Raw genomic sequence first — 13,772 nt, 5'->3', positions numbered from 1 at the left:
CTGGTGGCGGTGACGACCCAGGGCGGCGGCCGGATCAACCAGCATTTCGGCCATGCGACCGAGTTCCAGGTCTTCGAGGTCGACGCTTCGGGCGTACGCTTCGCCTTTCACCGCCGCTGCGACAATTACTGCGTGGACGGCGGCGGCGCCGACGACCGGCTCGATCGGGTCATCGCGACGCTTGACGGCATCGACACGGTTCTGGTCGCAAGGATCGGCGACTGCCCGCGCGAGGGCCTGGCCGCAGCCGGCATCACCGCCCGCGACACCTGGGCGCATGACTACATCGAGCCCGCCATCCTTGCGCTCTACCGCGAAAGAATGACCCAAAAACAAGCCATTACCGCGTAAGGATCAGGCCGGTCCGATCCAGACGGCGACATCGCGCGGCGGCGCGGCGAAGGGGGCCGAGGTCACCAGAACCTGCGCCCCCGCAGCCGCATAGGCGGCGGCATTCGCGGCCGTGATGCCGCCCGCCGCCGCAACATGGCCGCGCCAGTCGGGGCCCAGCCCGGCCACGACCGCCGCCACCTGCTCGGGCGGGAATTTTTCCAGCTGCAGCACCTCGGCCCCGGCCTGCGCGGCGGCCAAAGCCTCGGCGACATCGGCCACTTCGACGACCACCTTGCGCTCGGGACAGATCGCGCGCAGCCGGGAGATCTGGCTGGCCAAAGCGTCGTCACCACCAAAGGCGCGATGCTCGGCAAACAGCAGGACACTGTCCGACAGCCCGGTGCGATGCACCGTCGCCCCCCCCACAGTCACCGCGCGCAGGGACAGCGCCCGCGTGCCCGGCACCGATTTGCGGGTGCAGGCCACCGTCACCGCCGGGTTCACCGCCCGCGCCGCCGCGACGATCGCCGTGGCCGAAGACGCCAGACCCGAGGCCCATTCGATCAGGTTCTGCGCCACTTTCCAGCCCGCCAGCAGCGCCTCGGTCTGCCCGCGGGCGAAAAGCAGCATCTCGCCGCCCTCGACCTGCCGCCCCGAGGCGGTGGCGATCCAGGCCTCGGCGCCGAGCAATTGCAGGATCCGCACGGCCTCTTCGGAACAGGCGACGGTCATGGCCCCGCGCGCCCGCATCGTCATCTCGCCCGGCTCGGCGGCCAGGCCGAGGCTGCGCGTCGTCAAATCGCCCGCGGGCACGTCTTCGCGAATGAGCGCCATCAGCGCGGTGTCGTCGATCAGGAACATCCCTTACCCTCCGGTCTGCGCGGGCGCGCTCAGCGCCATCGCCTTGAGCCGCGCCACCACCTTTTCCCCGGGCTGAAACCCGAGCGTGTCAAAGGACTTGCGCGAAACGCGGGCAAGAAGGCTCGCGCCCTCGCCCGTCTCGCCCAATGCCAGCCGCACGGTGACCTGATAGCCCTCGGCGGCCTCGGCGCCAAGGATCACCGCGGGCAGGGCGTTCAAAATCGTGGTGTCGGAGGGCGCATGGCGGCCCAGGCTGACATCGGTCGCGGGCACGCGCAACCGCCGCCCGGTGCCGATCGGGCCAAGGTTGCCCGGCACGACGATCCGCCCGCCCGGCACCTGCAGGGTGCTCAGCCCATAAGCGGGGTCGAGCGCCACCACCGTGCCCTCGATCACCGCGGCCAGGTCGGGGCGATGAATGAGCGGCAGGTTCGGGTCGGCCTGCATCGCGGCGATGGGGCCCGCGGCGCGCACCCGGCCCGCCTCCATCAGCACCAGCGTATCGGCCAGCCGTTCGACCTCGGACAGGTCATGGCTGACCAGGATCACCGGCATCTGCAAACTCGCATGCAGCCGTTCGAGATAGGGCAGGATCTCGTCACGGGAAATCCGGTCGAGCGCGGAAAGCGGCTCGTCCATCAAAAGCAGTTCCGGCTGCGACAGCAGCGCCCGGCCGATGGCGACGCGTTGCCGCTCACCGCCCGAAAGCGTCGCGGTGGGGCGGCTCAGAAGCGGCGCGATGCCCAGAAGCTGCGTCACCTCGGCTTCGGAAATCCTGAGCGGACCGCGGGCGCGTTTCAGCCCGTAGATCAGGTTTTCATGCACCGAGAGATGGGTGAAAAGGCTCGCTTCCTGAAACACATAGCCCACCGCGCGGCGATGCGGCGGGGTGATGTGGCGCCCCTCCTGCCAGGTCACGCCATTCACCGTCAGATGCCCGCCCGGCAACCGCGCCAGCCCGGCCATGCAGCGCAGGACCGTGGTCTTGCCGCAGCCCGAGGGACCAAAAAGCGCCGTCACCCCTTGCCCCGGCACCTCGAACGCCGCATCCAGGGTGAAATCGCCCTGCCGCCCGGTGAAATGCGCCGAAATCATCGCCGGGCTCCGGCACCATAGCGGCGCTCGATCAGCATCATGGCGAGGATCACCACGAAGGACATCGCCAGCATGCCCCCCGCCAGCACATGCGCCTTGTCCCATTCGAGCGTCTCGACATAGTCGAAGATGGTGACGGAGAGCACCTTGGTCCGCCCCGGAATGCCGCCGCCGATCATCAGGACGACGCCGAATTCGCCGACCGTATGGGCAAAGCCAAGGATCGCCCCGGTGATCAGCCCGGGCGTCGCCTGCGGCAAGGCGACGGTGAAAAACGCGTTCAAGGGAGAGGCGCGCAGGGTCGCCGCCACCTCCATCGGGCGCGGCCCCATCGCGGCAAAGGCGTTGCGGATCGGATTGACGACAAAGGGCAGCGAATAGACGACCGAGCCGACGACCAGCCCCGCGAAGGTGAACGAAAGCTTGAAGCCCAGAAGATCGGTCAGCGGCGAATGCGGCCCCATCGCGATCAAAAGATAAAAGCCCAGCACCGTCGGCGGCAGCACGATCGGCAGCGAGACCAGCGTGGCGACGATCTCTTTCCAAAGACCGCCGCCACGCGAAAGCCACCAGGCAAGGGGGGTTCCCAGAGCCAGCAGCAGCACTGTCGTCACCGTCGCCAGTTTCAGCGTCAGCGCCAGTGTCGTCAGCATCTCCGCGTCGAACAGAATCCCCTCCGTCATCGGCCTTATTCGGTGACGTAACCGTATTTCTTGATGATTTCCAAGGCTTCCGGCGTCTTCAGGAAATCAAGATAGGCTTTTGCCGCCGCATCCTCGGCGCCGGTCTTCAGCAGCACGGCATCTTGCTTGATCGGCTTGTAAAGATCGGCGGGCACCATCCAGCTGGAGCCGCCCTCCTTGCCGATCACCTGCGAATAGGCGACGAAGCCCACCGGCGCATTGCCGGTGGCGGCGAATTCGTAAGCTTGCGTGATGCTTTTGCCGGTGACCAGCTTCGGCTCCAGCGTCTCATAGACGCCAAGCTTCTGCATCACCTCGATCGCCGCGGCGCCATAGGGGGCGGATTTCGGATCGGCGATCGCGACATGTTCGAGATCGGTTTTCAGCACCGCGCCCTTGTCATCGACCCGGGCCGGATCGGCCGACCACAGCACCAGCTTGCCCACCGCATAGGTGAAATCGGTGCCCGCGACGGCGTAGCCTTCCTCGATCGCCTTTTTCGGGCGCGAGGCATCGGCCGACAGGAAGACCTCGAACGGCGCCCCTTGCGTGATCTGGGTGTAGAACTGCCCCGAGGGGCCGAAGGTGTAGGTGACGGTGTGGCCGGTCTTTTCGGTGAAGAGCGTGGCGATTTCCTTCGCCGGTTCGGTGAAGTTGGCGGCGACGGCGGCGATCACCTCGCCCGCGGCGGCGGGAACAGCCAGCGCCAGCACCAGCGCAAGCGCGGTCGAGCCTGCGCGCAGGGATTGCGGGAAGTGGGTCATGTCGAGATCCTTTCTGTCGGGGAAGAGGGCTCAGGGCATCGCCAGGATGACATGGCTGGCCTTGAACAGCGCGGTGGCGGGCACGCCGGGGGCGAGCCCCAGCGCATCGGCGCTGGTGTGGGTGATGACGGCGGTGATCGATTTGCAATTGCCCAGATCGAGGATGATCTCGCTGTTCACTGGCCCGTCGGTGCGGGCGGCGACGATGCCGGTCAGCCGGTTGCAGGCGGAAATCCGGCCCGGATCGCCCCCCGCGGCCAGCATCACGAAACTGGCCTTGATCAGCGCGAAGACCTCGACGCCCGGCGCCAGGCCCATCTCGGTGGCCGAGCGTTCGGTGATGACGGCGGTCAGGCTGTGGCCATCGGTCAGGGCCAGCTCCACCTCCGCATTGACCGCGCCAAGGGTGACACGGGTGACGGTGCAGCGCAGGGTGTTGCGGTTCGAAGTACGCATCGTCAGGCTCCAAAGCGTGTTGAGGGCTTTTTCCGGCGCGGTGACGCCGCCTTCGAGCACGCCCAGCGCCTTGGTCAGGGCGCCTTCCAGCAGATCGAACCCGGCAATCAGCGCCTGCCCCGCCTCGGTCACGCGGGCATTGCCGCCGGTGCGGCCCCCCGGCGCGGCCTCGACCAGCGGCTGTTCGAACAGGTTGTTCAGCGTGCCGACCGCATCCCAGGCGGTCTTGTAGGACAGGCCGACCTCGCGCGCGGCGGCGGCAATCGTGCCGTGACGGGCGATCGCTTCGAGCAGCCGGATCCGGTCGCCGCCCACCCGCGGCGCCCCCGCGCGTTGCAGGCTCAGGGCGGCGGTGAGGGGCTGTTCGTTCATGGCGGGTCTCGAAGCGGTTCGTTATATAGCCCTGACTAATAGCGACGGTTTTTCCGGAAGGGCAGAGACTTGTCGGCCGTGAGTGGCGTCGTTATCACCCCAAGCTTCATATCCCGTGCCAAGTGATGCCGAAACGGGCCGTTTTCGGAACATTGCCCATAAATTAGGCGTCACGCGAACGGATTTGCCGGTTTCGACGTTGAGGGCGAGTCGGCGGGACGCTTGCGGCAGTGGCCCCCGGGGCCGGTTTGCGCCACAATGGCGGCGACAAAACGGGAGGCGACGATGACGGACGGGGTGCGCGGGGCGCTGGTGCTGGAACGGACGGGCGCGCGGATGGGGGCGGAGCGGGTGGCGCTGCTGGCGGCGATCGGGCGCACGGGCTCGATTTCGGCGGCGGCGCGCGAGGTCGGGCTGTCCTACAAGGCCGCCTGGGACGGGGTGCAGGCGATGAACAACCTGCTGTCCGCCCCGGTCGTCACCGCGGCACCGGGCGGCAAGGCGGGCGGCGGCGCGGCGCTGACGCCCGCGGGCGAAAAGCTGATCGCGGCCTATGGCGCGATCGAGGAGGGCGTGGCCAAGCTTTTGTCCAGTTTCGAGAAAAGCCTGAACCTTGATCCGGCCGAGGTGCTGCGGGGTCTGTCCTTGCGGACCTCGGCACGCAATGCCTGGGCCTGCAAGGTCTGGGCGGTGGCGGCCGATGACGTGGCGGCGCAGGTGCGGATGCGGCTGGGCGAGGGGCAGGAGCTGACGGCGGTGATCACCGCGCGGTCGGCCGCCGAGATGCGGCTGGCGCCGGGCTCCGAGGTGCTGGCGCTGGTGAAATCGAATTTCGTCCTGCTGGCGGGGGCGGGCGTGCCGGAACGGCTTTCGGTGCGCAACCGGCTGCAGGGCCGGGTGATCGAGCGGATCGATGCCGCGCTTTCGAGCGAGATCACGCTGGATCTGGGCGGGGCGAAGACGATCACCGCGACGATCACCCGCGAAAGCGCCGAGACGCTGGATCTGCGCCCCGGCGTGGACACGACGGCCCTGATCAAGTCGAGCCATGTGATCCTGGCCCTGCCCTGAGGGCGGGGCCGACGCTTACGCGACGCGGCGGAAGCGCAGATAGGTCATCAGACCGAAGGGCGGCAGGCGGGTTTCCTCGACCAGTTTCAGCCGCGGTTCGGACATCACCTCGGCGCGGGCGAAGTCGGAATGCCAGCCCAGCGCATCGGCCATCGGCGCGGCCAGTTTCGCGGCAACGCCCCAGCCGCCCTTTTCGCGGGCGAAATGGTTGGTGATCAGCACCGTGCCGCCGACGCGGCAGACCCGCGCCATTTCCGTCATCACCCGGCGCGGCTCGGGCACCACCGACATGATGTGCAGCGCCACGACGTGATCGAAGCTTTCGTCCTCAAAGGCCAGTTCGCGCGCATCCATGATGTGCAGCCCGGCGACGTTGCGCAGCCCCTGCGCCTCGGCCCGGGCCTGCGCCTTGGCCAGCATGTCGGGCGAGAGGTCGATGCCGGTCACCGCAACTTTCGAGGGTTCATACAGATCCAGCGCCAGCCCGGTGCCGATGCCCACCTCCAGCACCGCGCCGCCGGTCGCATTCACCTCGCGCACGGCGTGATGGCGCCCGGCATGGGTGATCTTGCCGAAAGTCTTGTCATAGATCGGCGCCCAGCGCTTGTAGCTGCGGGCAATCGCTTCCGTGTGCATCCCGAGACCTTCCCCCGAACCTCTGTGGATCGAATCACTTTCGCCTGCACCCTGTTGCAGCGCCGGGAAAACATCAAGAATTTTGTCGCTTTTGCCGTTCAAGAAGTCGTTTTTGATCGGCCACTCAATTAACAATCACGCCCAGGCATCCACCACCTGCCCGACAATTCCCAGCGCGCGGGCGCAGTCTTCGCGCTCCATCGGCCGGCTCCAGAAAAAGCCCTGCCCGACCTCGAAGCCGAAATCGCGCATCAGCGCCGCGGTTTCCTCGGTTTCCACCCCCTCGACCACGGTGCCGAGCCCAAGCATCCCGGCCAGCGCCTGCAGCGATTTCAGGATCGCCCGATAGCCCGGGCCGGTGTCGAGCCCGGCGACGAAGCTCTTGTCGATCTTGAGTTTCTGCACCGGATGTCGAGCCAGACAGGTGAGCGAGGCATAGCCGGTACCGAAATCGTCCAGCACCAGCGCCACCCCGGTCGCGGTCAGCGCCTCGAAGACCTCGGAACTTTGCGTGGCGGGGTCGATCACGATGTTTTCGGTGATCTCGATGTCGAGCAGCCGCGGCGGCAGGCCGCTTTCGGCCAGGGCGCGGGTGATCGCCGCGGGCAGGATGTCGCGGTCGAACTGGCGCGGGAAGATGTTCACCGCCACCGTCAGGGGCGTCTTGCGGCGCCGGTTCCAGATCGCGACCTGGGTGCAGGCCTCGCGCAGCACCCAGTCGCCCACCGCCAGCGACAGTTCCGAAGCGCTGAGCACCTCCATGAAGGCGCCCGGCAGAAGCAGCCCCCATTCCGGGTGACGCCAGCGCAACAGCGCCTCCAGCGCCACGATCTGCCCGCTGATCAAATCGACCTGCGGCTGGTAGAACAGCTCGAATTCGCGCCGTTCGACCGCGGCGCGCAGATCGCGCAACAGCCGGTGCCGGTGCTCGACCCGGTTGCGCAGGCTTTCGTCATAGCCGACGGGGCGGTTGAACGCCGCCTTCGACGCCGCCAGCGCCAGCGCCAGCGCCGCATTGGCGATCAGCTCGCCGGCATGGGCGCCATGTTCGGGCGCGCAGGCATGGCCGATGCCGAATTCCAGATGCAGCGGCTGACCGCCGATCTCGAACGGTGCCCGCAGCGCCGCCATCACCCGCGTCAGCTGCGTCCCGGGGACGGGGATCGCCGCCCCCGCCTCCTGCACCATCAGAAACACGAACCCGTCCTCGCCCGAGCGATAAAGCTGCACGGCCTCGGTTTCGAGCCCCTCAAGCCGGTCGGCACAGGACCGCATCAGCGCCTCGTGATGGGCGGGATCGACGGCGGCACGGTTGCCGGCGAAAGGGTCGATCTCGACGAACAGCAGGCAGACCTGCGGCTGCGCCGGATCGGCGCGGGTCAGCACCGCATCCAGATCGCTGCGCAGCGCACGGCGGTCGGGCAGGCCGGTCAGCGGATCCTCGCCCGCCTCGCGGCCCTCGATGCCCGCGCGGATCGGCCGCTCCAGCGGATGCAGGAAGGCGAAGACCCGTCCTGTATCGGCATCGCGTTTCAGGATGACATGCAGCGCGATCTCGGTGCCGTCGCGGCGCCGTCCGCGCACCGCGCGCATCCGCCCGATCGCCAGCGGCACCTTGCCCGCGGCAAAGGCGCGACGCAATCGCGCATGGACAGCGGCCTGCGGTTCAGGGATCAGGATTTCCAGCGTCTCGCCCAGCAGCGCCTCCGGGACATAGCCGAAAAGCGCCGCAGCCGCAGCGTTCAGATAATCGATGCGGCCCTGCGCATCGATTGCGACGACGCCATCTTCCGGCGCCCCGCGAGTGGGCCAGGAGTAGTCCATTCTGGAGTCCGCTGCATGGTGACGGGGAGGGGCCGCCACACGTCTAAGGTGTGCACTGCTTCGTTCAGTTCCGCAAGCACGAGATTGTGTCGTTCCATAAGACGGACTGTCGCAGGTCGCGCGGACAAAAGGGCGAAACCCTCTGGCCAGCGACGGCCCGCCACGCTAAAGGGCTGCAGTTGCGGCAAGCGGGCAAGGGTCATGGCGCGTCATCTCATCACCTCGGCGATTCCCTATATCAACGGCATCAAGCATCTGGGCAACCTCGTGGGCAGCCAGCTGCCGGCCGATCTTTACGCGCGCTATCTGCGCGGACGCGGCCACGAGGTGATGTTCATCTGCGCGACCGACGAACACGGCACCCCCGCGGAACTGGCGGCGGCCAAGGCGGGCAAGCCCGTGGCCGACTATTGCGCCGAAATGCACGACGTGCAGGCGGCGATCGCGGGCGGCTTCCGGCTGTCCTTCGATCACTTCGGCCGGTCTTCCAGCCCGCAGAACCGCGCCCTGACCCAGCATTTCGCCCGCGCGCTCGCCGATCAGGGGCTGATCCGCGAAGTCACCGAAAAACAGATGTATTCGGTGACCGACGGCCGCTTCCTGCCCGACCGCTACATCGAGGGCACCTGCCCGAATTGCGGCTTTGAAAGCGCCCGCGGCGATCAATGCGACAATTGCACGAAGCAGCTTGACCCGGTCGATCTGATCAACCCGCGCTCGGTGATCTCGGGCTCGACCGATCTGGAAATGCGCGAGACGAAGCATCTGTTCCTGCGCCAGTCGGCGATGAAGGACAAGCTGGCCGCCTGGATCGACAGCAAGACCACCTGGCCGGTGCTGTCGACCTCGATCGCGAAGAAATGGCTGTTCGACGGCGAGGGTCTGCAGGACCGCGGCATCACCCGCGATCTGAGCTGGGGCGTTCCGGCGCAATTTCCGGGCGCGCCCTGGGCGGGGATGGAGGGCAAGGTCTTCTACGTCTGGTTCGACGCGCCGATCGAATATATCGCGGGCACGCAGGAATGGGCCGAGAAGACCGGCGGCGACTGGGCGCGCTGGTGGCGGCTCGATCAGGGCGCGGGTGACGTGACCTATACCCAGTTCATGGGCAAGGACAACGTGCCCTTCCACACACTCAGTTTCCCCTCGACCATCCTTGGTTCGGCCGAGCCGTGGAAACTGGTCGATTACATCAAGTCCTTCAACTACCTGAACTATGACGGCGGCCAGTTCTCCACCTCGCGCGGGCGCGGGGTGTTCATGGATCAGGCGCTCGGCATCCTGCCCTCGGATTACTGGCGCTGGTGGCTTCTGTCGCACGCGCCCGAAAGCGCCGATGCCGAATTCACCTGGGAGAATTTCCAGGCCTCGGTGAACAAGGATCTGGCTGACGTGCTGGGCAACCTTGTCAGCCGGGTGACGAAGTTCTGCAATTCGAAATTCGGCACGGAAATGCCCGCGACGGTGGTGCTGACCGAGCGGGAAACCGCGCTGATGGCGCAGTTCCGCGACGGGCTGGCGGCTTACGAAAAGGCGATGGACGAGATCCACGTCCGCCGCGCCGCCGAGGAACTCCGCGCGCTCTGGGTGCTGGGCAACGAATATTTGCAGGCCGCCGCGCCCTGGAGCGTGGTGAAGACCGACGAGGACGCCGCGCGCGGCATCATCGCCTTCGCGCTCAACCTGATCCGGCTTTATGCGGTGCTGTCGCGCCCCTTCATCCCGGATGCGGCGCAGGCGATCATGACGGCGCTTGATTGCGAGGATTGGTCCTGGCCCGAGGATCTGGATGCCGCCATCCGCACCCTGCCCGCGGGCCATGCCTTTGCGGTGCCGGAGAACCTCTTCCGCAAGATCACCGACGAAGAACGCGAAGACTGGGCGAAGCGCTTCGCCGGTCGGCGGGAATAAGGGGGCTCTGCCCCCGTCCGCAAGCGGACTCCCCCGGGATATTTACGGCAAGATGAAAGTCATGCAGCTTTATCTTGCCTCAAATATCCTCGGGGGTGAATTCGGGCAAAGCCCGAAGAGGGGGCAGACAGCCCCCTTCCCTTTGCTGCGAAAGGAACCCGCCATGTCCCAGAAAGTGATCCTGATCGGGGCGCCCGTCGATACCGGGCAAAAGCGCGCGGGCTGTCTGATGGGCCCGGCCGCCTATCGCGTCGCCGGGCTGGCCGAGGCGATCACCGGGCTCGGCCATCACGTCATCGACCGCGGCGATGTCGCGCCGGTCGCCCATCCGCCGATGGCGCATGAAAACCCCGCCGTGCATCATCTGGCTGAAACCGTCGGCTGGACCGAAGCCCTGTCACAGGCCGGGCAGGCGGCGGCGGCCGAGGGCTTTCCGATCTTCCTGGGCGGGGATCATTCGCTCTCGCTCGGCTCGGTCGCGGGTATGGCGGCGCATGCGGCCAGCCTTGGACGGCCGCTCTTCCTGCTCTGGCTTGATGCCCATACCGATTTCCACACGCTGGCGAGCACGCAATCGGGCAATCTGCACGGCACACCGGTCGCCTATATCGCCGGGCGACCCGGCTTTGACGCTTTCCCGCCCTTCCCCGCGCCGCTGCCACCTCACCGCATCTGCATGCTGGGCATCCGTTCCGTCGACGATGCCGAGGAAGCCGCGCTGATCCCGGCCGAGATCGAGATCGCCGACATGCGGGTGCTGGATGAACGCGGCATCGGCGCGCCCTTGCGCGAATTTCTGGCCAGGGTGCGGGCGGAAAACGGGCTGCTGCATGTCTCGCTCGATGTCGATTTCCTTGACCCGTCGATCGCGCCCGCGGTGGGCACCACCGTGCCGGGCGGCACGACGTTTCGCGAAGCGCATCTGGTGATGGAGCTGTTGCACGAATCCGGGCTTGTCAGCTCGCTCGATCTGGTCGAGCTGAACCCGTTTCTGGACGAGCGCGGGCGGACGGCGGAATTGATGGTGGATCTGGTCGCCTCGCTGATGGGCCGGAAGGTCTTTGACCGGCCCACCCGGATGCATTGATCACGCTGCGGGGGCGGCCCCGGCCGCGCCTTTCGACAGGAACTCGGTCAGGGCCGGGTTGTCCTCGGGCGGGGCGGAGGCTGGGGCGGAGGTCGGGGCGGGCGCGCTACGGATGCGGTTGTAATGAAACTCCCGCGCGCCGAAATAGAACCCGACGATGGCGCCCAGAAGCCACCAGAGCGGCTCGGGCACCGCGTTCAGCCCGACCATCCGGGTCGAAAATCCCGCCGGGTCGATCATCGCATAGACGAAGAGCCCCAGCGTGCCCAAGGCCAGCATCGGCCGCGGCAGCCGGTTCAACCCATTGACGAAGCGATCGAAAAGCCCCGGCCGGACATATTGGAACTCGGCCCCGTGTTCATCGAGCGCGGCCTGCCAGGCGGCCGCATCGGCCTCCATCTTCTTCGTCGCATTCGGCGTGAAGACCTCGGCCACCGAGGTCACCGCCGTGCCGATGGCATTCGTCGCCGCGGGCGAGCCCAGAATCGTCCCGATCAGCCCCATGCCGCCACCCGTGCCCGATGCTGCGCCGCGCTCAGATGGAAGCGGGGCGAGATGAATTCCTCGGCGCGCAGGATCCAGCCGCCCTTGGTGCCCGCCCGTGTCGTCGCATATTTGCGGCTGGCCGGGCGGCGCTCGGCCAGATCGTAATAGTAGTTCCGCCGCGCAATCCCGTAGGCATCGACGAAAAGCTGCGGCTCCCGCGCCGCGGCCGCCTGCGCCGCCGTGATCGTCTGCGGCCCCAGCACGCCATCGACGGCGACCGGATGGCCCATCCGGCCCAGCAACGCCTGCAGGATGCGGATCGCATGCGCCCCGGCATTCACCTGCATGTCGAAGACCGAGGCCTGCAGCCCCGCGGGCAGCTGATCAAGCTTCGGTGCCTTGAAGTAATGGGTGACGTAGATCTCGGCTGCCTGATCGGGGGAAATGAGCCGCAGGTCGCGCGGGCTGACCACCCCGTCGCGGTTCAGATCCAGCCCAAGCCGTTGCAGCGTGCCCAGCGTGACACCATAATTCGTCGCCCCCCCGGGATCGGAGGGGTCGTTCACATAGCCGCCCTCGCGGGCGACGATTTCGCGGGCAATATCGGTGACCGATTTCATGGCTCTCCCCTTGGCTGCCGGGGAAAGCCTCGTGAATGCGGGTTAACGTCGGCACAAGCGAGCGCGCTCAGCCCTCGGGTTTGGCCGGGTCGCGGTAAACGCCCTGATCTTTCAGCGCCTCGGTCACTTCCTTGGGCATGTAGTTTTCGTCATGCTTGGCCAGGATTTCGCGCGCGACAAAAGTATCGCCCTGCATCTCGCCGGTGCCGACCATGCCCTTGCCCTCGCCAAAGAGGTCGGGCAGCACGCCGGTGAACCTGACCGGAACCGAGGCGCCGCCATCGGTGACCTTGAAGGTGATGTCCTCGCCCTGCCCGCGCACCAGCGTGCCTTCCTCGACCAGACCGCCCAGACGGAACACCTCGCCCGCGGCGGGCGGCTCCGAGACGATCTGCGAGGGCGCGCGGAAGAAGTTGATGCCGTCGCGCATGCCGTAGCCGATCAGCGCGGTCGAGAGCACAAGCGCCCCCCCTGCCACCAGCAGAATCTGGATGCGCCGCGTTTTCTTCAGGTTTCTCATCGTCCTGCCCCTGCGTTACGGGAAGACCGGGGCCAGCATCAGCCCCAGGGTTTCGGGCAGGGCCAGCATCAGGTTGGCGTTCTGGATCGCCTGCCCCGAAGAGCCCTTGGTGAGGTTGTCAAGCGCCACCGTCACCACCGCGCGGCCCGGCAGCCGGTCGCCGATCACGCCCAGATGCACGAAGTTCGACCCGGCGACCGAACGCGTCGAGGCCAGCTGACCAAAGGGCAGCACCTCCAGGAAAACCTCGTTTTCATAGCGGCTGGCCAGCGCGGCATGGATGTCTTCGGGGGTGCCGCGGACATAGACGGTGGCCAGAATCCCGCGGTTGAAGGGCATCAGATGCGGCGTGAACTGCACCCGCACCGGCCGCCCCGCCACCTTGGAAAATTCCTGATCGAATTCGCCCAGATGCCGATGCTTGCCGCCCGCCGAATAGGGCATGGTGCCGCCCGCAAGTTCCGCATGCAAAAGGTTTTCCTTCAGCGAGCGCCCGGCCCCCGACACCCCCGCCTTCAGGTCGATGACGATTTCATCCAGATCGATCACCCCCGCCTCGATCAGCGGGCGGATCGCATATTGCCCCGCCGCGGCATTGCAGCCGGTGCCCGCGCAAAGCCGCGCCGTTTTCAGCTCTTCGCGGTAGAATTCGGTCAGGCCATAGACCGCCTCGGCCTGCAGATCCATCGCCGCATGCGGCTTGCCATACCATTTTTCATAGTCGGCCGCGTCGCGCAGCCGGAAATCGGCAGAGAGATCCACCACCTTCAGATCCCGCGGCAATTCGGCGATGACCGCCTGGCTGGTCGCATGCGGCAGCGCGCAAAAGGCCAGATCGATGCCGGAAAAGTCGATCTCCTCGATCTTCACCAGATCGGGCAGCCCCATATGGCGCAGATGCGGAAAGACCTCGCCCATGCGCATCCCGGCCTTCCGGTCGCCCGAGAGCGCCGTGATCTCCATCTCGGGATGGGTCGCAATGATGCGGGCAAGCTCGGCGCCGGTATAGCCCGAAGCCCCGAGGATGGCGATTTTCTGGGTCATTTTCGTCTC

At 66.9% G+C, this 13,772-nt stretch carries 14 protein-coding genes and 1 pseudogene; 4 read left to right on the top strand and 11 right to left on the bottom strand.

Going from position 1 to position 13,772, the window contains the following annotated elements:
• Positions 1–351, top strand: a 351-nt coding sequence (locus FBT96_RS16695) for a NifB/NifX family molybdenum-iron cluster-binding protein (protein WP_283234942.1), incomplete at its 5' end; no start/stop codon positions are given.
• A gap of 3 nt (positions 352–354) precedes the next feature.
• Here the strand turns inward: FBT96_RS16695 and modD are convergent.
• The 5 genes from modD to mopA are packed head-to-tail and all read right to left on the bottom strand — an operon-like array spanning position 355 to position 4,564.
• Positions 355–1,194, bottom strand: coding sequence for a ModD protein (modD, locus tag FBT96_RS16690; RefSeq protein WP_136908614.1), 840 nt, complete (start codon positions 1,192–1,194; stop codon positions 355–357).
• A gap of 3 nt (positions 1,195–1,197) precedes the next feature.
• Positions 1,198–2,289, bottom strand: coding sequence for a molybdenum ABC transporter ATP-binding protein (gene modC, locus FBT96_RS16685; RefSeq protein WP_136908612.1), 1,092 nt, complete (start codon positions 2,287–2,289; stop codon positions 1,198–1,200).
• Positions 2,286–2,972, bottom strand: a complete 687-nt coding sequence (gene modB / locus FBT96_RS16680; RefSeq protein WP_136908610.1) for a molybdate ABC transporter permease subunit — start codon at positions 2,970–2,972, stop codon at positions 2,286–2,288. The genes modC and modB overlap by 4 nt, the downstream gene beginning before the upstream one ends.
• 5 nt (positions 2,973–2,977) lie before the next feature.
• A complete protein-coding gene (gene modA / locus FBT96_RS16675; RefSeq protein WP_136908608.1) occupies positions 2,978–3,736 on the bottom strand; it encodes a molybdate ABC transporter substrate-binding protein in 759 nt (252 codons plus the stop codon).
• A 30-nt stretch (positions 3,737–3,766) separates the two neighbouring features.
• The gene (gene mopA, locus FBT96_RS16670; RefSeq protein ID WP_136908605.1) at positions 3,767–4,564 is read right to left on the bottom strand and encodes a molybdenum-pterin-binding protein MopA; all 798 of its coding nucleotides are present in this window, start codon (positions 4,562–4,564) and stop codon (positions 3,767–3,769) included.
• Between the two features lie 248 nt (positions 4,565–4,812).
• Here mopA and mopB point away from each other — a divergent pair.
• Positions 4,813–5,635, top strand: a pseudogene (gene mopB / locus FBT96_RS16665) (molybdenum-pterin-binding protein MopB).
• Positions 5,636–5,650: 15 nt separating this feature from the next.
• Here mopB and FBT96_RS16660 read toward each other — a convergent pair.
• On the bottom strand, positions 5,651–6,271 hold the full coding sequence (locus FBT96_RS16660; RefSeq protein WP_136908601.1) for a class I SAM-dependent methyltransferase: 621 nt from the start codon (positions 6,269–6,271) through the stop codon (positions 5,651–5,653).
• A 135-nt stretch (positions 6,272–6,406) separates the two neighbouring features.
• Positions 6,407–8,095, bottom strand: a complete 1,689-nt coding sequence (locus FBT96_RS16655) for a putative bifunctional diguanylate cyclase/phosphodiesterase (protein ID WP_136908599.1) — start codon at positions 8,093–8,095, stop codon at positions 6,407–6,409.
• A 201-nt stretch (positions 8,096–8,296) separates the two neighbouring features.
• Here FBT96_RS16655 and metG point away from each other — a divergent pair, with 201 nt between their 5' ends.
• The gene (metG, locus tag FBT96_RS16650) at positions 8,297–10,006 is read left to right on the top strand and encodes a methionine--tRNA ligase (RefSeq protein ID WP_136908597.1); all 1,710 of its coding nucleotides are present in this window, start codon (positions 8,297–8,299) and stop codon (positions 10,004–10,006) included.
• A 163-nt stretch (positions 10,007–10,169) separates the two neighbouring features.
• Positions 10,170–11,093, top strand: coding sequence for an arginase (gene rocF / locus FBT96_RS16645; RefSeq protein ID WP_136908595.1), 924 nt, complete (start codon positions 10,170–10,172; stop codon positions 11,091–11,093).
• On the opposite strand, the gene FBT96_RS16640 is transcribed toward rocF, so the two are convergent.
• The 4 genes from FBT96_RS16640 to argC all read right to left on the bottom strand — a co-directional run bounded on the left by FBT96_RS16640 (position 11,094) and on the right by argC (position 13,763).
• Positions 11,094–11,597: a holin family protein gene (locus FBT96_RS16640; RefSeq protein WP_136908593.1), complete on the bottom strand. Its 504-nt coding sequence runs from the start codon at positions 11,595–11,597 to the stop codon at positions 11,094–11,096.
• Positions 11,588–12,199: a holin-associated N-acetylmuramidase gene (locus FBT96_RS16635; protein ID WP_136908591.1), complete on the bottom strand. Its 612-nt coding sequence runs from the start codon at positions 12,197–12,199 to the stop codon at positions 11,588–11,590. Before FBT96_RS16635 ends, FBT96_RS16640 begins: the two co-directional genes overlap by 10 nt.
• A gap of 67 nt (positions 12,200–12,266) precedes the next feature.
• A complete protein-coding gene (gene ccmE, locus FBT96_RS16630) occupies positions 12,267–12,719 on the bottom strand; it encodes a cytochrome c maturation protein CcmE (RefSeq protein WP_136908589.1) in 453 nt (150 codons plus the stop codon).
• 15 nt (positions 12,720–12,734) lie between these two features.
• Positions 12,735–13,763: an N-acetyl-gamma-glutamyl-phosphate reductase gene (argC, locus tag FBT96_RS16625; RefSeq protein WP_136908587.1), complete on the bottom strand. Its 1,029-nt coding sequence runs from the start codon at positions 13,761–13,763 to the stop codon at positions 12,735–12,737.
• Between the last annotated feature and the right edge of the window lie 9 nt (positions 13,764–13,772).

It is taken from the genome of Rhodobacter capsulatus, from assembly GCF_005144475.1.
GTDB classification, from domain to species: domain Bacteria; phylum Pseudomonadota; class Alphaproteobacteria; order Rhodobacterales; family Rhodobacteraceae; genus Rhodobacter; species Rhodobacter capsulatus_C.
Note: the sequence above shows the minus strand (reverse complement) of the source record. Positions and strands in the feature narration are given on the sequence as shown.